Annotated in this window: 22 protein-coding genes and 1 tRNA gene; 16 read left to right on the top strand and 7 right to left on the bottom strand. The window is 75.1% G+C overall.

What is annotated here, in order from left to right; all coding sequences use genetic code 11:
- Positions 1–159 precede the first annotated feature (159 nt).
- The 3 genes from E2C05_RS16300 to E2C05_RS16290 are packed head-to-tail and all read left to right on the top strand — an operon-like array spanning position 160 to position 4,132.
- On the top strand, positions 160–1,074 hold the full coding sequence (locus E2C05_RS16300; RefSeq protein WP_240046763.1) for a DMT family transporter: 915 nt from the start codon (positions 160–162) through the stop codon (positions 1,072–1,074).
- Positions 1,071–3,095: a DNA/RNA helicase domain-containing protein gene (locus E2C05_RS16295; RefSeq protein ID WP_133220705.1), complete on the top strand. Its 2,025-nt coding sequence runs from the start codon at positions 1,071–1,073 to the stop codon at positions 3,093–3,095. The genes E2C05_RS16300 and E2C05_RS16295 overlap by 4 nt, the downstream gene beginning before the upstream one ends.
- Positions 3,092–4,132, top strand: coding sequence for a hypothetical protein (locus tag E2C05_RS16290; RefSeq protein WP_133220704.1), 1,041 nt, complete (start codon positions 3,092–3,094; stop codon positions 4,130–4,132). The genes E2C05_RS16295 and E2C05_RS16290 overlap by 4 nt, the downstream gene beginning before the upstream one ends.
- A gap of 2 nt (positions 4,133–4,134) precedes the next feature.
- On the opposite strand, the gene E2C05_RS16285 is transcribed toward E2C05_RS16290, so the two are convergent.
- Genes E2C05_RS16285 through ybaK form a run of 3 tightly spaced genes read right to left on the bottom strand, consistent with a single transcriptional unit; the run spans position 4,135 to position 6,591 of the window.
- Positions 4,135–5,118, bottom strand: coding sequence for a Bug family tripartite tricarboxylate transporter substrate binding protein (locus tag E2C05_RS16285; RefSeq protein ID WP_133220703.1), 984 nt, complete (start codon positions 5,116–5,118; stop codon positions 4,135–4,137).
- Entirely contained in the window at positions 5,115–6,104 is a 990-nt protein-coding gene (gene acuI, locus E2C05_RS16280) for an acrylyl-CoA reductase (NADPH) (protein ID WP_133220702.1), read from the bottom strand. Before acuI ends, E2C05_RS16285 begins: the two co-directional genes overlap by 4 nt.
- A 28-nt stretch (positions 6,105–6,132) precedes the next feature.
- Complete coding sequence (ybaK, locus tag E2C05_RS16275; protein WP_240046762.1) at positions 6,133–6,591, bottom strand: Cys-tRNA(Pro) deacylase; 459 nt, start codon at positions 6,589–6,591, stop codon at positions 6,133–6,135.
- Positions 6,592–6,796: 205 nt separating this feature from the next.
- On the opposite strand from ybaK, the gene E2C05_RS16270 reads away from it, so the two are divergent.
- Together E2C05_RS16270 and E2C05_RS16265 are read left to right on the top strand one after the other, a co-directional pair.
- Positions 6,797–7,252 carry a (2Fe-2S)-binding protein gene (locus tag E2C05_RS16270; protein WP_133220700.1) on the top strand — a complete coding sequence of 152 codons (456 nt, stop codon included), beginning with the start codon at positions 6,797–6,799 and terminating at the stop codon, positions 7,250–7,252.
- 1 nt (position 7,253) lies between these two features.
- Positions 7,254–9,548, top strand: coding sequence for a xanthine dehydrogenase family protein molybdopterin-binding subunit (locus tag E2C05_RS16265; RefSeq protein ID WP_133220699.1), 2,295 nt, complete (start codon positions 7,254–7,256; stop codon positions 9,546–9,548).
- 116 nt (positions 9,549–9,664) lie between these two features.
- Here the strand turns inward: E2C05_RS16265 and E2C05_RS16260 are convergent, their stop codons facing one another.
- The 3 genes from E2C05_RS16260 to E2C05_RS16250 form a co-directional block, all read right to left on the bottom strand.
- Positions 9,665–10,567, bottom strand: coding sequence for an NAD(P)-dependent oxidoreductase (locus tag E2C05_RS16260; protein ID WP_133220698.1), 903 nt, complete (start codon positions 10,565–10,567; stop codon positions 9,665–9,667).
- 5 nt (positions 10,568–10,572) lie between these two features.
- Positions 10,573–11,328 carry an SDR family NAD(P)-dependent oxidoreductase gene (locus tag E2C05_RS16255; RefSeq protein ID WP_133220697.1) on the bottom strand — a complete coding sequence of 252 codons (756 nt, stop codon included), beginning with the start codon at positions 11,326–11,328 and terminating at the stop codon, positions 10,573–10,575.
- 70 nt (positions 11,329–11,398) lie between these two features.
- Positions 11,399–12,376, bottom strand: coding sequence for a LysR family transcriptional regulator (locus E2C05_RS16250; RefSeq protein ID WP_158292165.1), 978 nt, complete (start codon positions 12,374–12,376; stop codon positions 11,399–11,401).
- Positions 12,377–12,422: 46 nt separating this feature from the next.
- Between E2C05_RS16250 and E2C05_RS16245 the strand changes: the two genes are divergently transcribed.
- The 11 genes from E2C05_RS16245 (at position 12,423) to E2C05_RS16195 (ending at position 20,813) form a co-directional block, all read left to right on the top strand.
- The gene (locus E2C05_RS16245) at positions 12,423–13,052 is read left to right on the top strand and encodes an SDR family oxidoreductase (RefSeq protein WP_133220695.1); all 630 of its coding nucleotides are present in this window, start codon (positions 12,423–12,425) and stop codon (positions 13,050–13,052) included.
- Between the two features lie 5 nt (positions 13,053–13,057).
- Positions 13,058–13,498, top strand: coding sequence for an ester cyclase (locus E2C05_RS16240; RefSeq protein WP_133220694.1), 441 nt, complete (start codon positions 13,058–13,060; stop codon positions 13,496–13,498).
- Between the two features lie 95 nt (positions 13,499–13,593).
- Entirely contained in the window at positions 13,594–14,361 is a 768-nt protein-coding gene (gene modA / locus E2C05_RS16235; RefSeq protein WP_133220693.1) for a molybdate ABC transporter substrate-binding protein, read from the top strand.
- Between the two features lie 6 nt (positions 14,362–14,367).
- Entirely contained in the window at positions 14,368–15,066 is a 699-nt protein-coding gene (gene modB / locus E2C05_RS16230; protein WP_133220692.1) for a molybdate ABC transporter permease subunit, read from the top strand.
- A gap of 59 nt (positions 15,067–15,125) precedes the next feature.
- Entirely contained in the window at positions 15,126–16,268 is a 1,143-nt protein-coding gene (gene modC / locus E2C05_RS16225; RefSeq protein ID WP_133220691.1) for a molybdenum ABC transporter ATP-binding protein, read from the top strand.
- Between the two features lie 316 nt (positions 16,269–16,584).
- Complete coding sequence (locus tag E2C05_RS34200; protein WP_200306463.1) at positions 16,585–16,830, top strand: TrmO family methyltransferase domain-containing protein; 246 nt, start codon at positions 16,585–16,587, stop codon at positions 16,828–16,830.
- Between the two features lie 31 nt (positions 16,831–16,861).
- Complete coding sequence (locus E2C05_RS16215; RefSeq protein WP_133220690.1) at positions 16,862–17,212, top strand: winged helix-turn-helix domain-containing protein; 351 nt, start codon at positions 16,862–16,864, stop codon at positions 17,210–17,212.
- Between the two features lie 291 nt (positions 17,213–17,503).
- On the top strand, positions 17,504–17,716 hold the full coding sequence (locus E2C05_RS16210; RefSeq protein ID WP_133220689.1) for a TOBE domain-containing protein: 213 nt from the start codon (positions 17,504–17,506) through the stop codon (positions 17,714–17,716).
- 1 nt (position 17,717) lies between these two features.
- Positions 17,718–18,764 carry an ABC transporter substrate-binding protein gene (locus E2C05_RS16205; RefSeq protein ID WP_133220688.1) on the top strand — a complete coding sequence of 349 codons (1,047 nt, stop codon included), beginning with the start codon at positions 17,718–17,720 and terminating at the stop codon, positions 18,762–18,764.
- Between the two features lie 250 nt (positions 18,765–19,014).
- Positions 19,015–20,007 (top strand): FecCD family ABC transporter permease, encoded by a 993-nt coding sequence (locus tag E2C05_RS16200; protein WP_133220687.1) that lies wholly within the window; start codon positions 19,015–19,017, stop codon positions 20,005–20,007.
- Complete coding sequence (locus tag E2C05_RS16195) at positions 20,004–20,813, top strand: ABC transporter ATP-binding protein (protein WP_240046761.1); 810 nt, start codon at positions 20,004–20,006, stop codon at positions 20,811–20,813. The genes E2C05_RS16200 and E2C05_RS16195 overlap by 4 nt, the downstream gene beginning before the upstream one ends.
- Before the next feature lie 270 nt (positions 20,814–21,083).
- Here E2C05_RS16195 and E2C05_RS16190 read toward each other — a convergent pair.
- Positions 21,084–21,160 (bottom strand) — tRNA-Met (locus tag E2C05_RS16190).
- Between the last annotated feature and the right edge of the window lie 38 nt (positions 21,161–21,198).

Below are 21,198 nucleotides of genomic sequence, written 5' to 3'. Positions count from 1 at the left end.
GGGGCGGCGCGGCGGCCAGCGCGGCGGCGCCGGTCAGCAGGGTTCGGCGTAGCATCGTTGGTGTCCCGGGCTTGGCGTTCGGCCGGCCGGCGTCTCTCCGGCGCGGAAGGAAGCAGCGGGGCGCGCGGCATGCAAGGCATCCCATGCCCCGGCGGGGACATGCTATGCCGGTCCCCGGGGAATGCCGGGAATGCCACGCTGATCATCGCCTATGCCCAATTGGCCCTGTCCATGGCGCTGGTCGGCGCCAATGTCGGGGTCGGCAAGGTCCTGGCGGAGGCGCTGCCCGTCCCGCTCATCCTCTGCCTTCGCTGCCTGCTGGCCTGCCTGGCGCTGTGGCCGCTGGCCTGGGCGCTGGAAGGGCGGGTGCGGGTGCCGCGCGGCGTGCTGGCGAACCTGGCGCTGCAGGCGCTGGTCGGCACCGCGCTGTACAACGCCGCGCTGCTGGCCGGGCTGCGGCTGACCACGGCGCTGGAGGCCGGGCTGGTGCTGGCCACCATGCCGGCGGTGGTGGCGGTGGGCAGCGCGCTCTGGCTGCGGGAGAGGCTGATCCCCCGCCACTGGGCGGCGGCGGCGCTGGCGGCGGTGGGCATGGCGGCCATCACCGTGGCCAGGCTGGGCGGCGACGGGCATGGCTCGGCGCTGGGCAATGCGCTGGTCTTCCTGGGCGTCTGCGGGGAAGCGGCCTATGTGCTGCTGGCCAAGCGCGTGGTCGGGCGCGTGCCGGTCATCACCGCCAGCCTCTGGATGCAGGTGTTCAGCGCCGGGATGCTGCTGCCCTTCGCCCTGGCGAGCGCCGCGGCGCTGCCGGCCCTGGCCGATCCCGGGCTGGCCGGGCTGCTGGCCTTCCACGGGCTGACGGCGAGCACGCTCTGCCTGCTGCTGTGGTATGCCGGGCTGCGTCGCGTGCCGGCCGGGGTGGCGGGGATCTTCACCATGTTCCTGCCGGCGGCGGCGGCGCTGACCGCGGTGCTGGCGCTGGGCGAGCAATTCACCACGACCCATGCGCTGGGCTTCGCGCTGATGGGGGGAAGCCTGCTGCTGGCGACCTGGCCGAAGAGGGTGGGCGCATGAGGGCGTGGTTCGCCTGCACCGGCGCGGAATTGCTGGCGCGCGACCCGGCCGACACGGTCGGGCGCCTCGCCTCCGCCCAGCAGGCGCGCGGCTTCGCCGGCTCGCCGGACCAGGGGATGGCCTGGCAGGCGCAGGTGGCGGCGCTGCGCGATGCCGTCGCGTCCTGCGCCGGCGAGGCCTGGACGGTGGCGCTGGAGTTCGACCTGCTGCGCCTCGAGAAGCGCATCGACGCGGTGCTGCTGACCGACCGCGCCATCCTCTGCCTGGAGTTCAAGACCGCCGCCCCGACCCGCGCCGCCCTGGCCGAGGCGGAGGATTACGCGCTGGACCTGCGCGACTTCCATGCCGGCAGCCGCAACCATGCCATCGTGCCCGTGCTGGTGGCGGAGCGGACCGGCTTCGCGCCCCCCGCGCAGCCCTGGCTGCTGCCGAAGCACCCGACCGATCCGCTGGTCTGCGGCGCCGCGGACCTGTCCACCCTGGTCCGCTGGGTGCAGGCGGCGCTGCCCGCGCCGGAGGCGCCGCTCGACGGCCAGGCCTGGCTGGCGGCCGCCTACCAGCCGGTGCCGACCATCATCGAGGCGGCGACGATGCTCTATGCCCGCAACGGCGTGCAGGAGATCGCCCGCGCCCGCGCCGATGCGGCGAACCTGACGCGCACCGCCGACGCGCTTGCCGCGCATATCGGCGCCGCCCGGGCGCAAGGGCGCCGGCGCGTCGTCTTCGTCACCGGCATCCCCGGCGCCGGCAAGACGCTCTGCGGCCTCAACGCCGTCTTCGGCCCGGCGCGGGAGGACGGCGCCGCCTTCCTGACCGGCAATGTCCCGCTGGTCGCGGTGCTGCGGGCCGCGCTGGCGCGCGATGCCGTCGCGCGCGGCGAATGCGACCGGCGGGAGGCCGAGCGGCGGGTGCGCGAGCGCCTGCAGAATGTCCACCGCTTCCTCGAGGACTACGCCACCCAGCCCGGCCGCCTGCCGGCGGAGCGGCTGATCGTCTTCGACGAGGCGCAGCGCGCCTGGGACGAGGCGAAGTCGCGTGCCGGCACGCAGAACAAGCGGTCGCGCCTGACGATGAGCGAGCCGGCGCACACGCTGGAGATCATGGGCCGCCGCGCCGGCTGGTCGGTCGTGGTGGCGCTGATCGGCAACGGGCAGGAGATCAACACCGGCGAGGCGGGGCTGGCGGAATGGGGCCGCGTGATCGCGGCGACCGCCGGCTGGGATGCGGTGGCGGCGCCGCGCGTGCTGCGGGCGGCCGACCCCGTCCAGCGCCTGGCGGCGCCGGACGCAGGCTGGCTGGCGCTGGACGAGGCGCTGGACCTGACCGTGCCGATGCGCAGCGTGCAGGAGCAGGCCGGGGCGCGCTGGGTGGATGCGGTGCTGGAGGGCGATGCCGGGGCGGCGCGGCGGATCGCCGCGGGGGCGGCCGCCCTGCCCTTTCTGCTGACCCGCGACCTGGCGGCGGCGCGCATGGCGCTGCGGCATCTCGCGCGCGGGCAGCGGCGGGCCGGCCTGGTCGCCTCGGCCGGCGCCAGGCGGCTGCGGGCGGAAGGCCTGGGCGTGCAACTGCCCGAGGTCGCCGAATGGTTCCTGCAATGCTGGCCGGATGTGCGCGGGTCCGATGCGCTGGAGACCTTCGCCACCGAATACGACTGCCAGGGCCTGGAGCTGGACGTGGTCGGCCTGGGCTGGGGCGGCGACTTCATCCGGCGCGGCGGGCAGTGGCTCTGCCGCCGCTTCGTCGGCGACGACTGGCATCTGCTGCGGAATGCGGACCGCATCCGCTATACGCGCAACAAGTACCGCGTGCTCCTCACCCGCGCCCGCTACGAGACGGTGATCTGGGTCCCCCGCGGCTCCCCGGCCGGGGACCCCTTCCACGACCGCACCCGCCCGGCCGCCGAGATGGACGCCATCGCCGACCACCTGCTCGCCTGCGGCGCCCGGCCGCTGGACCCCGCCGCGCTCCCCGCACCGCCGCCACCCGCCCAGCCCGCACTGTTCCCGGAGCCCGCGGCATGACCTCGCCCGCCCTCCTGCAGGCCGTCGCCGACCTGCACCGGGCCGCCTTCACCGGCACGGTGCTGGCCGCCGTCGCGCGGCGCGGCCCGGCCGCCGCGGCCGACCTCGTCTTCGCGGTGTTCCGCCGCCAGCAGCAGGAACGCTTCCTGCCCGGCCTCGCCAAGCTCGGCCTCGACCGGCTGCCGCATGCCGTCGCCTCGGCGCAGTACCACTACCTCTCGAACCGCATCGGCGGCGTCGCGGTCGAGTTCATGCCCGAGAGCGACCGCAAGGCCTGGATCCGCTACGCCCCGCCACGCTGGATCTGGCACGGCACCGCCATCTGCGGCATCCCGGGGGAGGTCTCGCGCGCCATGCTGCGCGGCTGGCATGCGCAGAACGGCGTCTCGCTCGGCAATCCGCGCCTCGGCTTCGTCTGCACCGGGCAGGTGGCGGAAGGCGACGCGGCGCTCCAGGGCTACTACCTCGAGCATGACCGCGACCTGGCGCCGGAGGAGCGGCTGCGCTTCACCCGTGGCGAGCAGCCCCCGCCCTTCGATCCCGCCGCCGCGCCGCAGCTGGACACGACGGAATGGCCGGCGGAACGGCTGCGCCGCGCCCATCGCAGCTACGCCATGGAGTATCTGCGCACCGCCATCCCCGCCGCGATCGATCTCTGGGGCGCGGCGGAGGCGACGGCGCTGCTCGGCCTCGCCCTGAAGCAGGTTGGCATGCAGTGGCATGCGGAGCTGGCCGCGGCCGCCGGCATCGCGGGCCGCGGCGCGGCCGATTTCGCCGGCTTGCTGGCGGCGGTCGCCGCGGCGCAGGGCGACCGCGTGACGGCGCAGGGGGCCGACCATGTCGCGCAGGCAAGCTGGGCCCTGATGCGCGGCCTCACGCCCCATCCGGCCGCCTTCGCTTGCTGGCAGCCGTTGTGGGAAGGATTGCTGGCGGCGCATGACCCGCGGCTGGAACTCGCCGTCGAACGCCGTCTCGATCGCGGCGAGGGCGGCTTCGCCTGGCGCATCCGGCCACGGCGCGCCGCCATCGCGGTTTAGGCCTATTCCGGTTCGATCCCCGCCGCCCGCGCCATGCGGCCCCATTTGTCGATCTCGGTGCGGATGAACTCGGCGAACTCCTCCGCCGGGCTGCTGAAGCCGTCGAAGCCGATCTCGCCCAGGCGCCTCACCGTCTCCGGCCGGTCCCAGACCCGCCGGACATCCGCGTTGATGCTGGCGACCATCGCCGGCGGCATCCGCGCCGGCCCGACCAGCCCGGCCCAGGCGGCGACATCGAAGCCGGGCAGACCCACCTCGTGCAGCGCGGGGACGTCCGGCAGCAGCTTGCTGCGCTGCCGCGTCGTCACGCCCAGCACCCGCAGCTGCCCCGCCCTGACGACGCCGAGCGAGGAGGAGGCATCCACCACCATGCAGCTGACGCGCCCGGCCACGACATCGGTGATGGCGGGCGGCGTGCTGCGATAGGGCACATGCGTCATCTCCACCCCCGCCATGGCGGCGATGGTCCCGCCGGCGACGATGCCGGTGGAGTTGCCCGAGGCATAGGTCACCGCGCCCGGCCGCGCCTTGGCCGCGGCGATGATGTCGGCGACGCTGCGGAAGGGCGAGGCCTCCGGCACCACCAGCCAGAAATTGTAGTTGCCGGTGCGGCTGAGCGCGGCGAAGTCGGCCAGCGGGTCGTAGTCCAGCCGTTTCATCAGCGCCGGGTTGGCGGCATGCGGCGTGTTCGTCGTCATGAACAGGGTCAGGCCGTCGGGCGCGGCGCGGGCCGCGGCGGCGGCGGCCAGCGCGCCATTGGCGCCGGCGCGGTTCTCCACCACCACCGGCTGGCCCCATTCGGGTTCCAGCAGCTGCGCCAGGATGCGGCTGATGGCATCGGTGCCCGATCCGGCGGCGAAGGGCACCAGCAACGTCACCGACCGCGCCGGGCGCCAGGGCTGCGCCCGCGCCGGCGCCGCGGCCAGCGCGGCACCGGCCCCCAGCAGGGCGCGGCGCGGCACCGGGCCGGCAAAGGGGGCGCTCATGCGCCGATCTCCACCACCACGCGGCCGCGCACCTGGCCGGCCAGGATGCGACCGGCGATCTCCGGCACCTGGTCCAGCGTCGCCGTGGTGGTCATGGCGCGCAGCGCATCGCGGTCCAGGTCCTTCGCCAGGCGCGACCATGCCTCCAGCCGCAGCGGGCGCGGCGCCATCACCGAATCGACGCCCAGCAGCGCGACGCCGCGCAGGATGAAGGGGGCTACCGAGGCCGGCAGGTCCATCCCCTGCGCCAGGCCGCAGGCGGCGACGGCGCCGCCATACCTCACCTCGGCCAGCACGCCGGCGAGCGTCTTCGACCCCACCGTGTCCACCGCCGCCGCCCAGACCTCCTTGCCCAGCGGCCGCGCCGGGCCGCCGGCGTAGCGGTCGCGCGGCACCACCTCCTTCGCGCCGAGGGATTCCAGATAGGCCTGCTCCTCCGGCCGCCCGGTGCTGGCGGCCACGTACCAGCCGAGCCTGGAGAGCAGCGCGATGGCGACCGACCCGACGCCGCCGGCGGCGCCGGTGACGAGCACGGGGCCGCGATCGGGCGTGATGCCGTGCCGCTCCAGCGCCATGACGCAGAGCATGGCGGTGTAGCCGGCGGTGCCGATCGCCGCGGCCTCCGCCGGTGCGATGCCCTCCGGCAGCGGCACCAGCCAGTCGGCCTTCACCCGGGCGCGCGGGGCATAGGCGCCGCAATGCGTCTCCCCCACGCCCCAGCCGTTCAGGATGACGTGGTCGCCCGGCTTCACCGCGGGAGCCGCCGACTCCTCCACCACGCCCACCATGTCGATGCCGGGCACCATCGGGAAGCGGCGCACCACGGGCGCGCGGCCGGTCACCGCCAGCCCGTCCTTGTAGTTCACGGTGGAATGCGTGACGCGGAGGAGGACATCCCCCTCCGGCAACTCGGCCTCGGCGAAATCGCGGAACGCGGCGCGGGCGGTCTGCCCGGCCTCCGGCTTGTCCACCACCAGCGCCCTCATGCCGGCGTCCTCCCCTGTCTGGTCTTCGTCATTCGGACTGCAGCGGGCAGAGCACCGCTTCCAGCGCCGCGGCGACCGCGCCCGGCGCGGCGGCCATCTGCAGGCCGCGGCGGCCGCCATTCACCACGATCTCGGCATGCGTCGCCGCGCTGGCGTCGAGGAAGCAGCGCAGGCGCTTGCGTTGCCCGAAGGGGCTGATGCCGCCGACCACATAGCCGGTGCTGCGCTCGGCCTTCGCGGGGTCGCTCATCTCCGCCCGCTTGGCGCCCGCGGCGACGGCCAGCGCCTTCAGCGACAGCCGAGCATCGGACGGGATGGCGGCGCAGACCATCTCCCCGCCATCCAGCACGCAGACCAGCGTCTTGAACACGCGCGCGGCGGGTATGCCCATCGCCGCCGCGGCCTGCAGCCCGACCGAATCGGCATCCGGGTCGTAGTCGTATTCGAGCAGGCGAAAATCGAGTCCCGCAGCCTCGGCCGCGCGCACGGCGGGAGTCTTCCTGGATGGCATGGTCGGGCGCGTCGTCTCCGGTGTCTCGGGCGTCCTCATACCAGCCAGGGGCGCCGCCGACGAGGCACCCCCCCGCCCCCGATCCGTTCCGGGTGGCGATGCAAGCCGAACGCGAACCGCCCCTCGGGCATTCATCGCATGACCCGCGGCGCATGCGTGCCGGGCGGGAGGAGGGATCACGATGGTCAAGCTGCGCGTGAACGGCGAGGATCGGTCCTTCGACGGCGACCCCGCCATGCCCCTGCTCTGGTACCTGCGGGACGAGCTGGCGCTGGTGGGCACGAAATTCGGCTGCGGGGTCGCCGCCTGCGGCGCCTGCACCGTGCATGTGAACGGCGATGCGGCCCGCGCCTGCGCCACCGCCATGGGCGACCTCGACGGCCAGCAGGTGGTGACGATCGAGGGGCTGAGCAATGATGGCGGCCACCCCGTGCAGAAGGCCTGGCGCAGCCAGAACGTCGCGCAATGCGGCTACTGCCAGGCCGGGCAGATCATGCAGGCGGCGGCGCTGCTGAAGCAGACGCCGAACCCGACCGACGAGGAGATCGACGCCGGCATGCAGGGCAATATCTGCCGCTGCGGCACCTATCAGCGCATCCGCGCGGCCATCAAGGCCGCCGCCCGGGGGGCCGTGTGACATGGCGCGCATCAGCATCGAACAGCCTTCCCGCCGCCTGCTGCTGCAGGGGGTGGCCGCCGGCGGCCTGCTGCTGGCGCTGCGCCTGCCCGCCGCCGCGGTGGAGGCGGCGCCCGAGGCCAAGTACGGCGCCGACGCCATGCCGCATGGCGTGGTGCGCGACCCGCATGTCTTCGTCTCCATCGCGCCGGACGGCATCGTGACCATCCTCTGCCACCGGGCGGAGATGGGCCAGGGCGTGCGCACCGGCCTGCCGATGATCATCGCCGAGGAGCTGGACGCCGACTGGGCGAAGGTCCGCGTGAGGCAGGCCCCGGGCGACGAGCCGCGCTACGGCAACCAGGACACCGACGGGTCCCGCAGCACGCGGCATTTCCTGCAGCCGATGCGCGAATGCGGCGCCGCCGCCCGCATGCTGCTGGAGGATGCGGCGGCCGCCCGCTGGGGCGTGAAGCGGGAGGAGGTGGCGGCCCGCAACCACGAGGTGGTGCATGCGCCGACCGGCCGGACGCTGGGCTATGGCGCGCTGGCGGCCGATGCCGCGAAGCTCAGGCCGCCGGCGCTGGAGGCGATCAGGCTCAAGGATCCCGCGAGCTTCCGCTACATCGGCAAGGGCGAGCTGGGGCTGGTCGACAATTTCGACATCACCACCGGCCGCGCCGTCTATGGCCAGGACACCATCCTGCCCGGCATGCTCTTCGCCGTGGTGGCGCGGCCGCCGGTCTTCGGCGCCAGCCTCGCCGCGGTGGACGACGGCGCCGCGCTGAAGGTGCCGGGCGTGGTCAAGGTGGTGCGGATCGAGGGCACGCCGGCCCCGGCGAAGTTCCAGCCGCTGGGCGGCGTCGCCGTGGTGGCGCGCAACACCTGGGCGGCCATGCAGGGGCGGGAGGCGCTGAAGCTCCGCTGGAACGACAGCCCGCATGCCGGCTACGACAGCGAGGCCTATCGCGCTGCGCTGACCGAGACCTCCCGCAAGCCGGCCCGCCGCCTGCGGGACGAGGGCGATGCGACCGACGCCCTGGCCAAGGCGGCGAAGCGCGTCGCGGCCGACTACTACACGCCGCACCTGGCGCATGCGCAGATGGAGCCGCCGGCCGCCACCGCCCGCATCCGCGACGGCGCCTGCGAGGTCTGGACCAGCGCCCAGAGCCCCTATTCCGTCCGCGGCGAGGTCGCCGCGCGCCTGAAGCTGCCGATCGAGAAGGTCACCGTGACCTGCGAGCTGCTGGGCGGCGGCTTCGGCCGCAAGTCCAAGTGCGACTATGCGGTGGAGGCGGCGCTGCTCTCCCAGGCCATGGACGGGCAGCCGGTGAAGGTCGTCTGGACGCGGGAGGACGACATCCAGCACGACTACTTCCACACCGTCGCGGCCGACCACCTGGAAGCCGGGCTGGATGCGGAAGGCCGCGCCAGCGCCTGGCTGCACCGCAGCGTCTTCCCCTCCATCGGCAGCATCTTCGCGCCGGACCCGAAGCACGGCATGGCCTTCGAGGTCGGCATGGGCCTCCAGGACACGCCCTTCGCCGTGCCCAACCTGCGGATCGAGAACGGGGAGGCCGAGGCGCATACCCGCATCGGCTGGTTCCGCTCCGTCCTCAACGTGCCGCATGTCTTCGCCATGCAGTCCTTCGCGGCGGAGCTGGCGCATGCCGCCGGCCGCGACCAGAAGGACTACCTGCTGGAGCTGATCGGCCCGCCGCGGCAGATCCCGCTGCCGCAGGGGACCGAGCCGACGCAGTACTGGAACTACAACGAGGACCCGCGGAAGTACCCGGTCGATACCGGCCGCCTGCGCCGGGTGGTGGAGCTGGCGGCGGAGAAGGCGGACTGGGGCCGCAGCCTGCCGCCGCGGCACGGCCTGGGCATCGCCGCGCATCGCAGCTTCGTGACCTATGTCGCCACCGTGGTGGAGGTGGCGGTGGACGACCAGGGCCGCGTCTCCGTCCCGCGCGTGGACGTGGCGGTGGATTGCGGCTTCTTCGTCAATCCGGACCGCATCCGCTCGCAGATGGAAGGCGCCTGCGTCATGGGCATGAGCCTCGCGATGAAGAGCGCCATCACCTTCAAGGGCGGCCAGGTGCAGCAGTCCAACTACACGGACTACGAGGTCTGCCGCATCGACGACGCGCCGCGCGAGGTCAGGGTGCACATCGTCCCGGCGGGGATCGAGGTGCCGCCCGGCGGCGTCGGCGAGCCCGGCCTGCCGCCCTTCGCGCCGGCGCTGTGCAACGCCATCTTCGCCGCGGTGGGGAAGCGCATCCGCGAGTTGCCGATCGCCGAACAGCTCAAGGCGTAGAGTGCGAGAGGGGCGCTGCGGGGTTCCCATGACGATGCGCTGCATCGTCATGGGGGTCCCCTGTCCCCTCCCGCGCTCACCCCGCCAAGGGCCGGAAGGCCCTTGGAACCCGCGGGTCAGGCCCTGCTGCGGATTTGCGCGCCGGCCCAGCCTTCCATGATCCGGGCCAGCTCCGCGATGTCCTCGCCGCCATGGCCCTGGCCGGCGGCGAAGCGCCAGACGCGGGCAGCCTGCTCGATCGCCCACATCGGCACATCCTGCGCCCGGCCTTCCTCCAGGCCCAGCGTGACGTCCTTGTCCACCACCGCGATGGCGGCGCCGAAGCCGAATGCGCCGCTCAGCACCTTCGGCATGATCGCCTCGGTGGCGAAGTTGCGGCCGGTGCCGGCATTGACCATCGCCACCATGGTGTCGGGATCGAGCCCCGCCTTGGCGCCCAGCGCGAAGCCCTCGAAGGCGGCGACCGCGTTGGCGGCGAAGATCAGGTTGTTCACCAGCTTCATCACCTGGCCCTGGCCCGGCTGCTCGCCCAGCACGAAGACCCGGCTGCCGATGCGCTCCAGGTAGGGCCGCAGCGCCGCCACCGCCGCCGGCGCGCCCGCCGCCAGCATCGCCAGCGTGCCGGCCCGCGCCCCGGCCGGGCCGCCGCTGATCGGCGCATCCACCAGCGCGATGCCGCGCGGCGCCAGCCCCGCCGCGATGCGCTGCACCACCGGCCGGCCGATGGTGGACATCTCGGCATGGATGCGGATGGCCGCGCCATGGAAGACGCCGTCGGGGCCGAGCGCCGCCGCCTCGCTCACCATGCCGCTGGGCAGGCAGGCGAAGACGATCCCGGCCGCATCGGCCACGGATTTCGGGGAGGCATGCGCCTGCGCGCCGCGCGCGACGAAGGGCGCCATCGCCGCCTCCCGCGGGTCGAAGACATGCAGCCGGATGCCGGGGGCCAGCAGGCGCTCCGCCATGGGCGCGCCCATCTGGCCGAGGCCGAGGAAGCCGATATGCGTCAGGTCGGCCATGGCGGTCACACCGTCACTAGGCCGCTGTCGACCGGCAGGATCGTGCCGGTGACGATGCGGCTCTCGTCCGAGGCGAGGTAGAGCGCGGCCTGCGCCATGTCCATCGGCTCCCCGAGGCCGAGCAGATGCTGGTCCGCCAGGCCCTGCATGGCGGCATTGCCGGCCAGCAGCGACCGTACCCGCTCGGTCAGCGTCACGGTCGGGGCGATGGCGTTCACCCGCACCTTGCGCGGCCCGAACTCGACCGCCAGCGACCGGGTCAGCGCCGCGACGCCGCCCTTCGCCGCCGTGTAGCAATCCCGCCCCGGGAAGCCCATGAGCGCGACGACCGAGGCCATGTTGATGACCGACCCGCCGCCGGAGCGGATGATCTCCGGGATGCCGAAGCGGCAGCCGAGGAAGGTGCCGAACAGGTCCAGCTTGATGGCGCGCCAGAATTCCTCGAGCGGCGCCTCAACCGCCGTGTCGTCCACGCTGGTGGAGCCGCCGGCATTGTTGTGCAGCACATGCAGCCCGCCGTAGTGCCGCACGGCGGCGCCGATGGCGGCCGCCATGCTCTCCGGCTCGCTCACGTCGGTGCGGAGGAACAGCGCCTCGCCGCCGGCGCGGGCGATGCGGTGCGCGGTCTCCTCGCCGCTCGGCGCGTCGATCTCGGCGATGACGACGCGGGCGCCCTCCCGCGCGAAGAGCTCCGCGGTGCAGCGGCCGATGCCGGTGCCGGCGCCGGTGATCAGCGCGACCTTGCCTGCGAGCCTGGCCATGGATTGTCCTCCCTCGGGGCCGGGACGATGGCAGGCGCCGGCGGCCCCGGGCAAGGCGGGGGCGGCGGCCTCATCCCGGGCAGGGCGGCGGGTCCCGCGGGTCGGGCGGGTTGGTCGCGGCGATCCGGTCCCGCAGCCAGCGCTGCGCGGCCGAGGCGCTGTCCCGCCTGTGCCAGAGCATCGAGACCTCGAATTGCCGCACCGGCACCGGCAGCGGGCTGATCGTCAGCGACGCGGCATTGGCGCAGGCGGCGCAGAGCCGCGTCGGCAGGGTGGCGAAGGCGGCGGTGCTGCGCAGCAGCAGCGGGATGGACAGGAAATGCGCCGTCGCCAGGATGCTGCGCCGGGCCTGCCCGCGCGCCGCCAGTTCCTCGTCCACGAAGCTGTCGAACTCGCCCTTCAGCGACGGCACGAGATGCGGCAGGGAAAGGAACTCCGCGACGGAGACCGGGGCCGAGAGGCCGAGCCGGCGGCCGTCGAACAGGCAGGCCTGGGTCTCGACGAACAGCGCCTGGCGTTCGTGCCAGTGCTGGCTGAAGGGCAGCAGCCCGATGGCCAGGTCGATCTCGCCGGCATCCAGCATGCGCGGCGCGGTGAAGCGGTCGGCCGGCAGGACGGACAGGCCGATATCCCAGCCCGCGGCCGCGATCTCCGTGACCAGCCCGCCCAGCACGGCCGTCGCGGCATAGTCGCCGGCGCCGATGGTGAAGGCCCGCCGGCCGCGCGCGGGATCGAAGGCGGCCCCGGCATCGCCGCGCAGGGTCTCCGCCGCCAGCACCAGCGCATCCCGCACCGGCGCGGCCATGCGCTGCGCCCGCGGCGTCGGCTCCATCCGCCCGCCGCTGCGGACGAAGAGCGGGTCGCCGGCGATCTCCCGCAGCCGCGCCAGGCCATGGCTGACCGCGGACTGGGAGACGCCCAGCAGCCCGGCCGCGCCGGACGCGCTGCGCGCCTGCATCACCGCGTCGAAGACCCGCAGCAGGTTCAGGTCCAGTCCCGCATTATGAATGAGGTTCATGACGAAATCACCGCAATGGATCTTGTTCATCCTAATCGCCGGTGAAATCTCAGGCGAGATCGAAGGAGAGCATCGGATGACCCCTCGTTGCGTCGTCATCGGCTATGGGCCCGGCATCGGCGCCGCCGTCGCGCGGCGCTTCGCCGCGGCCGGCTTCGATGTCCTCGGCCTCGCCCGCAGCCCGGGCCGCCATGCGGCGCTGGCCGGGCCCGGCATCGCCCTGGCGGCGGCCGACGCCGCCGATCCCGCCGGCCTGGCCGCCGCCATCCCGCCGGGGACGGAGGTGCTGGTCTACAACGCCTATGCCGCGCATCTGGCGCCGCCCTCGGCGCAGACGCCGGCGACGCTCGCGGCGGATTTCGCGGTGAATGTCGGCGGCGCCATGGCCGCCATCGGCGCGGTGCTGCCGGGCATGCGGCGGGCCGGGCGCGGGACCATCCTGCTCACCGGCGGCGGCCTCGCGCTCGACCCGACGCATTGGCTGCCGGCCGCCTCGCTGGCCATCGGCAAGGCGGGGCTGCGCAGCCTCGCGCTCAGCCTGCATGCCGAGCTGGCGCCCGAAGGCATCCATGCCGCGACGGTGACGGTGGGCGGCCAGGTCGCGCCCGGCACGCCCTTCGACCCCGACCGCATCGCCGATGCCTATCTCGGCCTGCACCGCGACCCGCCCGGCGCCTTCCGCGCCGAGATCCTGTTCCGGGGCTGAGAACCATGCCGGACAATCTCGGCGTCGTCCGCCGCTTCGTCGCGGATTTCCTCGGCCGCGGCGACCTGGCCGCCGCCGACGCCACCGCCCATCCGCGCATCCAGGGCATCACCGGGCTGAAGCCGGCGGGGCCGATCGACGGGCTCGACGAGTACAAGGCGATCATCGCCGGCTTCGTCGATGCCTTCCCGGCGGAGGCGCCGCTGACCATCCTGGACCAGTTCGCCTCCGCCGACGGCACCCGCGTGGTCACGCGGTTCCAGTCGCGCCAACGCCATGCCAGGGCCTTCTTCGGCCTGGCCCCCACCGGAAGGTCGATCCTGTTCGACGAGACGCATGTCGCCCGGCTGCGGGATGGCCTGATCGTCGAGAACATCGTCAGCGCCACCAATCTGGAGTTCGAGATGCTGATGGCGCCCGTGCTGTCGCCGCTGATCCTGCGCTGAAGGCCGCGGCCCAGCCTGGCGTAAACACCGGCCGTGGACGCGGGGCGTGGACTGGGCTATTGCCCGTGGGCTATAGCGCCACGGGAGACGCCCCCATGTTGCGACGCCCTCTCCTCGCCGGCCTGCTCGGCCTCGCCGCCGCGCCGGCCGCCCGCGCCCAGGCGCCGCTGACCGTCTTCGCCGCGGCCAGCCTGACGGATGCGCTGCGCGACCTCGGCCAGCAGTGGCGGGCGCGCGGCAACCCGGCGCCGCGTTTCTCCTTCGCCGCCTCCTCCGCCCTCGCCCGGCAGATCGAGCAGGGCGCGCCGGCCGACATCTTCATGTCGGCGGACGAGCCCTGGATGGACTATGTCCAAGACCGCGGCCTGGTCGCCGCCGCGACGCGCGTCTCGCCGATCGGCAACGCCCTGGTGCTGATCGCGCCAGCGGATTCCACGGCGCGGGTGACCCTGGCACGCGGCACCGACCTTGCCGCCCTGCTCGGGCCGCGCGACCGCATCGCCACCGGCGACCCGTCCAACGTCCCGGTCGGCCGCTACGCCCAGGCGGCGCTGACCTGGATGGGCCAGTGGGACGCGGTCGCGCCGCGCCTCGCCCGCACCGACAATGTCCGCGCCGCGCTGCTGCTGGTCGAGCGCGGGGAGGCGCCCTTCGGCATCGTCTACGAGACCGACGCGCGGGCCAGCCAGGGCGTGCGCAGCGTCGCCGCCTTCCCGGCCGAAAGCCACCCGCCCATCACCTATCCCTTCGCCCTCACCCGCCGGGCGGAGGCCGATGCCGCCGCCCGCGCCTTCCTCGGCTTCGTCGCCGGGCCGGATGCGGCGCCGACCTGGCAGCGCTTCGGCTTCAGCCTGGCGCGCTGACCGCGCGTGGCCGGCCTCACCGCCGAGGAGTGGATGGCCGTCCGGCTGAGCCTCGAGGTCGCCGCGCGCTCGGTGCTCGTCTCGCTGCTGCCGGCGGTCGGCATCGCCTGGCTGCTGGCGCGCGGCCGCTTCCCCGGCCGGATGCTGCTGGACGCGCTGGTGCACCTGCCGCTGGTGGTGCCGCCCGTCGTCGTCGGCTGGGGCCTGCTGATGCTGTTCGGCGTGCGCGGCCCGATCGGCGCGCCGCTGCAGGACTGGTTCGGCATCCGCCTGGTCTTCACGACGGAAGGCGCGGCGCTGGCCACCGCGGTGATGTCCTTCCCGCTGATCGTGCGCGCGGTGCGCCTGGGGCTGGAGAATGTGGATCCCGGGCTGGAGGCGGCGGCGCGCACCCTCGGCGCCGGCCCGCTGGACCGCTTCGTGACCGTGACCCTGCCGCTGATGTCGCCCGGCATCCTGGCCGGCGCGGTCACCGCCTTCGCCGCCGGCCTCGGCGAATTCGGCGCGGTGATCACCTTCGCGTCCAACATCCCGGGCGAGACGCAGACCCTGCCGCTGGCGATCTATGCCGCGACGCAGACCCCGGGGGGCGAGGCGGTGGCGGCGCGGCTCGCGCTCGTCTCCTTCGCCCTGGCGGTGGCCGGGCTGCTGCTGGCGGAAGCGATCGCGCGGCATCTCGGCCGGCTGCTGGGGCGCGGCGCGTGATCCGCCCGCGGCGCCCGGGCCGGTGACGGCCGCATGATCGCCCTGCGGAGGCGGGCGCCGTGATCGAGGTCGCGCTGCGGCACCGCTTCGGGCAGGGCTGGGGCGCGGCCCGGCGGGCGGGCTTCGCCCTCGACGCCGCCTTCGCCGTGCCGGCGGCCGGGGTGACGGCGCTGTTCGGCCCCTCCGGCTGCGGCAAGAGCACGATCCTCGCCGCCGTCGCCGGGCTGCTGCGGCCGCAGGCGGGGCGCGTCGCCATCGGCGGCGAGGTGCTGCTCGACACCGCCACCCGCGCCTTCGTCCCGCCGGAGCGCCGGCGCTGCGGCCTGGTTTTCCAGGATGCGCGGCTGTTCCCGCATCTCAGCGTCGAGACCAACCTGCGCTACGGCCTGCGGCGGGCGCCGCGCGGCGCCGCCGGGCCCGACATGGCGGAGGTGGTCATGCTGCTCGGCATCGGCCATCTGCTGCACCGCCGCCCCGCCGGCCTGTCGGGCGGGGAGCGGCAGCGCGTCGCGCTCGGGCGGGCGCTGCTGTCGCGCCCGCGCCTGCTGCTGATGGACGAGCCGCTCGCCGCGCTCGACGCCGCGCGGCGGGCGGAGGTGCTGCCCTTCCTCGCGCGGCTGCGCGACGCCGCCGGGCTGCCGATCCTCTACGTCACCCATGCGCTGGACGAGGTGGATGCGCTGGCCGACCAGATGGTGCTGCTGGAGGAGGGGCGGGTCCTGGCGGCCGGCCCGGTCGAGGCGCTGACGGCGCGCACCGACCTCGCGCCGCTCGCTGGCCGGCGCGATGCCGGGGTGCTGCTGCCCTGCGTGGTCGGCGATGCGGCCGACGGGTTGCGGCTGCTGGAATTCGCGGGCGGGGCGCTGCTCACCACGGCGCAGCCCGGGCCGCCGGGGACGCGGCTGCGGGTGCGCATCCGCGCCCGCGACGTCGCGGTGGCGACGGAGGAGCCGCGCGGCCTGTCCACCCGCAACATCCTGCCGGTGACCATCGCCGCCATCGATGCGGCGGGGGAGGCGGGCGAGGTCTTCCTCCGCCTCGCCGCCGGGCCGACGACGCTGCTTGCCCGCGTCACGCGCGACAGCGTGGCGCGCCTGGCGCTGCGGCCGGGCCTGCCGGTCTGGGCGCTGATCAAGGCGGTGACCTTCGACCATCGCGCGCCGCCCGCCACCCCCTGGGAGGTGCCGGCATGCCCCGGATGACCCGCCCGCCCCTGCCGGTCCGGCCGGCGCAGGCGCCGGCCGGACCGCGATGGGCCCCGCGCTTCGCCCGGGCGAGACCGCCACGGATGCGCTGCCGCCCATCCAGGCCGGCCTGGCCTTCCTCGGCCGCAAACCGCACGCCCTGGACCGACAGCGCCGCCTGCCCGCGCCAGGGGCGGCCGGATGGCCCGGCCTGCACCGTCGAGGTCCCCGGAGCCCTGGGCCACGGGCGGCGCCCTGGACGGGATCGGGGCGCCGGCACGGCTCGAGGTGCCCGACCTGGCTGCACCTGGCGCGGCGCGGCCTGCCGCGGCAGGTGCCCCAGGCGCGGGGCGCGGCCTCCGGCACCTTCGCGCCGCGGTCGCCGTCGCGGCCGAGCCCCATCGGCACGAGCGTGGTCACGCTGGTCGGCCGCGACAACGCCAGCCTGCCGGTGCGCGGGCCGGATTGCCTGGGCGGCACGCCGCTGCTCGGCCCGAAGCCCGAGCGCAGCGGCTTCCGCCCGCCCGCGCCGCCGACACCGGGCGATGTGGCGACCGGCCGAGCCCGCCCCCGCTGCTGACAGCCCTGCCGCATTGCGCTGAGATGGTCCCATGCCCTCGCCCGCCACCGCCGCAAGCCCGGCCCGCGTGACCATCCGCCTCGACCTGCCCGCGGGCCGGGTCGGGCCGGGCAAGGTCGCGCTGCTGGAGGCGATCGACCGCGAAGGCTCCATCTCCGCCGCCGCGCGCCATCTCGGCATGTCCTATCCGCGCGCCTGGGGCCTGGTGTCGCAGCTCGACACGATCCTCGGCGAGGAGGTGGTCGCGCGGGCCCCGGGCGGCCGGAAGGGCGGCGGCGCCGCGCTGACCGAGGCGGGGCGCCGCCTCATCGCCCGCTACCGGGCGGTGGAGGCCGCGGCGCAATCCGCCGCCGGCCCGGCGCCCGAGGCCGGCGGCGCCTGACGCGGGGGGCGCCAGGCGGCGCGGCAGGCCTGGCCCGCCCACCCGTCATACGTCCGGCCGGCCGAGGCGCTGCGCCTCGGGTGGCAGGCGGCTAGAACGGTTGCCGTTCGCCATGGCGCACGGCAGCCGCTCCAGTCGTTTGAATCGACGGGGATCTTCACCCGCTCAGGTGGTTCCACCTGAACGGGATCCGCTCTACGGCGCCGCCTTGCCGCGCTATTCACGATCGGAGATATCCCTCCCCCGCCGGCCCGTCTATACGGGGCCGCCAGACCGCCCCGGGAGGCCGCCATGCTGGAACGCTCCGCCCGCAACCAGTCCGCCGGCCGGATCCTGGAGGTGACGCCGCGCGCCGCCACGACGCCTGTGCGGGTCGCGGTCGCGCCGGGCATGGCCTTCGCCGCCGCCATCACCAGGGAGGCGGCGGAGGAGCCGGGCCGGCAGGCCGGCGGCGAGGCGGCCGCGGTGGCGAAGGCCTCCGGCGCCATGGCCGGCATCGGCTGAGATGCCGGCCCCGCCCCGCCGCGCGCTGCTGCTGGGCCTGGCCGGCATCGGTCTCGCCGCGCCGTCCCTGGCGCGGGAGGTTGCGGATGCCACCGGCCGCCGCATCGCCGTGCCGGACCGCGTGGCGCGGGTGCTGGCGGCCGGGCCGCCGGCCGCCATCCTGCTCTGGAGCCTGGCGCCGGAGATGCTGGCCGGCTGGCCCGGCCGCGGGCCGCGGCCCGCCGAGCTGGCCTTCCTGCCGCCCGAGGCGGCGGCGCTGCCGGCGACCGGCCGCCTGACCGGGCGGGACAATAGCGCGAATCTCGAGGCGGTGCTGGCGCAACGGCCCGACCTCGTCCTCGACTATGGCGGCATCGGCCCGACCCATGTCTCGCTGGCCGAGCGGGTGCGGTCGCAGACCGGGCTGCCCATGCTGCTGCTGGATGGCCGCCTGCCGCTGATCCCGGAGACCTACCGCCGGCTGGGCGAGATCCTGGACCGGGCGCCGGCGGCGGCGGTGCGGGCCGCGGCGGCGACCCGCATCCTGGCCGCCGCGACCGATGCGGCCGAGCGGCTGCGCGCCCGCGGCCGGCCGCGCGTGCTCTATGTCCGCGGGCCGCGCGGGCAGGAGACGGGGCTGGCCGGGTCGATCAACAGCGAGATCATCGAATTCGCCGGGGCGGAGAATGTCGCCGCCAGCGGCCTGGGCGGCGGCGGGCTGGCGACCATCTCCGCGGAACAGGTGCTGGCCTGGAACCCGGACTGGGTGATCGCCATGGACCCGGCCTTCCCTGGCTTCGCGCGGCAGGATCCGGTCTGGGGCAGCCTGGGCGCGGTGCGGGCCGGACGGCTCGCCCTGGTGCCGGCCCTGCCCCATGGCTGGGTGGATTTCCCGCCCTCGGTGAACCGGCTGCTCGGGCTCGCCTGGCTGCCGGTGCTGTTCGGCGCCGCGCCCGCCGATGGCCTGGCGGAGACGGTCGCCGAGCTCTACGCCCTGCTCTTCCACCGCCGGCCCGAGGCCGCGCAGCTTGCCCCGATGCTGCGCCAGGCGCTGCCTGGCCGGGCGTGAGCCGTGGCGGGCCACACCCGGCCGCCGGACGGCGGCAGCCCATGCCGCGACGCCCGCACCGGTGGCGTCCTTGGCGGCGTGACCGGCGGCAGCCCGGCCTGCGCGCGGCGCGGTCTGCAGCCCCGCCCAGCCGGTACCCGTCGCCGAAGGCGACAAGCCGGGGTCGCGCAGGCCGCCTGCCGCAAGGCCTGGCGCCGCAGGCGCGCCGGGGTGGGGAGGCCGGCCTGCGGCGGCCTGGCATGAGACCGGCATGAGCCGCGCCGCGCTCGCCTGGGCCTGCGCTTCCGGCGCGCTGCTGGCGGCGGTGCTGGCAGCGCTGGCGACCGGCCGCTTCCCGATCGCGCCGGCGGAGCTGCCGGCGCTGCTACTGGGCCGCGCCGAAGGCCCCGCCGCCATCGTATTCTGGAATGTGCGCCTGCCGCGCGTGGCGGCGGCGCTGCTGGTCGGCGCCGCGCTGGCCACCGCGGGCGCCGCCTTCCAGGGCATGTTCCGCAACCCGCTGGCCTCGCCGGACCTGCTCGGCGTCTCGGCCGGGGCGGCGCTGGGCGCGGTGCTCGGCATCGTGCTCGGCCTGCCGGTGGTGGCGATCCAGGGCATGGCCTTCCTGGGCGGGATCCTGGCCGTTGGCGGCGTCGCCGCGCTGGCCGGGCTGGTGCGCGGCCAGGGCGACCCGATGCTGGTGCTGGTGCTGGCGGGCATCGTCCTCGGCGCGCTGCTCGGCGCCGGGATCGCGCTGCTGAAGGTGCTGGCCGATCCCTACAACCAGCTGCCGGCGATCACCTTCTGGCTGCTGGGCACGCTTTCCGGCGCGACGCGGGCCGACATCCTGGCCGCGGCGGCGCCGGCGCTGCTCGGCATGGCCGGGCTGCTGCTGCTGCGCTGGCGGCTGAACCTGCTGACGCTGGGGGAGGACGAGGCCCGCGCGCTCGGCGTCGAGACCGGCCGCCTGCGCCTCGTCGCCATCGCCTGCGCGACGCTGGCGACGGCCTCGGTCACCGCGCTGGCCGGGGCGGTGGGCTGGATCGGGCTGGTGGTGCCGCATATGTCGCGGCTGCTGGGCGGGCCGGACCTGCGGCGGCTGCTGCCGCTGTCCCTGGTGCTGGGCGCGGCCTTCCTGCTGGCGGTGGATACGCTGGCGCGCAGCGCCGGGCGGGTGGAGGTGCCGCTCGGCGTGCTGACGGCGGTGCTGGGCACGCCGCTCTTCCTCTGGCTGCTGGCCCGGGCCGGGCGGGGTGGCGCGTGACGGCGCTGCTGCGGGCCGAGGCGCTGGCGGTCGGGCATGGGCGGCGGATGGTCGCGGCGGGGATCGGCTTCGCGCTCCCGGCCGGCGAGGTGCTCTGCCTGCTCGGGCCGAATGGCGGCGGCAAGACGACGCTGCTGCGCACCCTGCTGGGGCTGATCCCGCCGCTCGCCGGCCGGGTCCGGCTCGGCGATGCCGATATCCGGGCGCTGCCGCGGCGGGTGGTGGCGCGGCGGCTGGCCTATGTGCCGCAGGCGACGCCCGGCGGCTTCGCCTACCCGGCGCGGGAGCTGGTGGCGATGGGCCGCGCTGCCCGGCTGCCGCTGCTCGCGGCGCCGGGGCGACAGGACCGGCAGGTGGCGGAGGCTGCGCTGGCGCGGCTCGGCATCGCGCATCTGGCCGATCGGCCGGTGACGGAGCTTTCGGGCGGGGAGCGGCAGCTGGTGCTGATCGCGCGGGCGCTGGCGCAGGAGGCCGCGTGCCTGGTGCTGGACGAGCCGACGGCCAGCCTCGACTTCGGCAACCAGGCGCTAGTGCTGCGGCAGGTGCGCGATCTGGCGGCGCGGGACGGGCTGGCCGTGCTGATGACGACGCATCACCCGGACCAGGCCTTCCTGGTGGGGGACCGTGCGGCGGTGCTGCGGGATGGGAGGCTGGAAGGGCCGGCGCCGCCCGAGGCGCTTTTGACGCCGGACCGGCTGCGGTCGGCCTATGGGGTGGAGACGGCGATCGGGGCCCTGGCGACGGCGGAGGGGCCGCGCTGGGTCTGCGTGCCGCTGGTGCGTGGCACGGGCGGCGGGGGCGGCTGAACCTGGCCTGGGCGGGCCCGTGGGTGCATGCGGACTGCGGCTGAGCAAGCCGGCCATGCGTGGCGCGAGGGCGGGTCGAGGCGCCCGACGGCGTGCCAGACCGCGCCGATATCGGCGGTGCAGCGGCCGATCAGCGGAAAGGGGCGGATGACGGCCATCACCCGGCGCATGGCGACCGGATGATCGTCGATATCGGGCTGCCGGCGCGACGGTTGGTCAAACACGCACGACCCCTTGCGGCTGGTGCCTGCAAGGGGTTTGCGATGTATTTGGATGCGGGGACAGGATTTGAACCTGTGACCTTCAGGTTATGAGCCTGACGAGCTACCGGGCTGCTCCACCCCGCGTGGGTTGGATTGGTGTGTTGTGGTCCTGGGATCCGGCT

The sequence above is a fragment of the Paracraurococcus ruber genome (genome assembly GCF_004353985.1).
Taxonomy (GTDB): Bacteria; Pseudomonadota; Alphaproteobacteria; order Acetobacterales; family Acetobacteraceae; genus Paracraurococcus; species Paracraurococcus ruber.
The sequence above is the reverse complement of the archived record's forward strand: the minus strand, read 5'-3'. Positions and strand labels throughout refer to the sequence as shown.

Bases quoted from the DNA above. Each gene is read 5' to 3' on its own strand.
- E2C05_RS16300 (WP_240046763.1), top strand. From the start codon at position 160: ATGCTATGCCGGTCCCCGGGGAATGCCGGGAATGCCACGCTGATCATC.
- E2C05_RS16295 (WP_133220705.1), top strand. From the start codon at position 1,071: ATGAGGGCGTGGTTCGCCTGCACCGGCGCGGAATTGCTGGCGCGCGAC.
- E2C05_RS16290 (WP_133220704.1), top strand. From the start codon at position 3,092: ATGACCTCGCCCGCCCTCCTGCAGGCCGTCGCCGACCTGCACCGGGCC.
- E2C05_RS16285 (WP_133220703.1), bottom strand. From the start codon at position 5,118: ATGAGCGCCCCCTTTGCCGGCCCGGTGCCGCGCCGCGCCCTGCTGGGG.
- acuI (WP_133220702.1), bottom strand. From the start codon at position 6,104: ATGAGGGCGCTGGTGGTGGACAAGCCGGAGGCCGGGCAGACCGCCCGC.
- E2C05_RS16270 (WP_133220700.1), top strand. From the start codon at position 6,797: ATGGTCAAGCTGCGCGTGAACGGCGAGGATCGGTCCTTCGACGGCGAC.
- E2C05_RS16265 (WP_133220699.1), top strand. From the start codon at position 7,254: ATGGCGCGCATCAGCATCGAACAGCCTTCCCGCCGCCTGCTGCTGCAG.
- E2C05_RS16260 (WP_133220698.1), bottom strand. From the start codon at position 10,567: ATGGCCGACCTGACGCATATCGGCTTCCTCGGCCTCGGCCAGATGGGC.
- E2C05_RS16255 (WP_133220697.1), bottom strand. From the start codon at position 11,328: ATGGCCAGGCTCGCAGGCAAGGTCGCGCTGATCACCGGCGCCGGCACC.
- E2C05_RS16250 (WP_158292165.1), bottom strand. From the start codon at position 12,376: ATGAACAAGATCCATTGCGGTGATTTCGTCATGAACCTCATTCATAAT.
- E2C05_RS16245 (WP_133220695.1), top strand. From the start codon at position 12,423: ATGACCCCTCGTTGCGTCGTCATCGGCTATGGGCCCGGCATCGGCGCC.
- E2C05_RS16240 (WP_133220694.1), top strand. From the start codon at position 13,058: ATGCCGGACAATCTCGGCGTCGTCCGCCGCTTCGTCGCGGATTTCCTC.
- modA (WP_133220693.1), top strand. From the start codon at position 13,594: ATGTTGCGACGCCCTCTCCTCGCCGGCCTGCTCGGCCTCGCCGCCGCG.
- E2C05_RS16215 (WP_133220690.1), top strand. From the start codon at position 16,862: ATGCCCTCGCCCGCCACCGCCGCAAGCCCGGCCCGCGTGACCATCCGC.
- E2C05_RS16210 (WP_133220689.1), top strand. From the start codon at position 17,504: ATGCTGGAACGCTCCGCCCGCAACCAGTCCGCCGGCCGGATCCTGGAG.
- E2C05_RS16205 (WP_133220688.1), top strand. From the start codon at position 17,718: ATGCCGGCCCCGCCCCGCCGCGCGCTGCTGCTGGGCCTGGCCGGCATC.
- E2C05_RS16200 (WP_133220687.1), top strand. From the start codon at position 19,015: ATGAGCCGCGCCGCGCTCGCCTGGGCCTGCGCTTCCGGCGCGCTGCTG.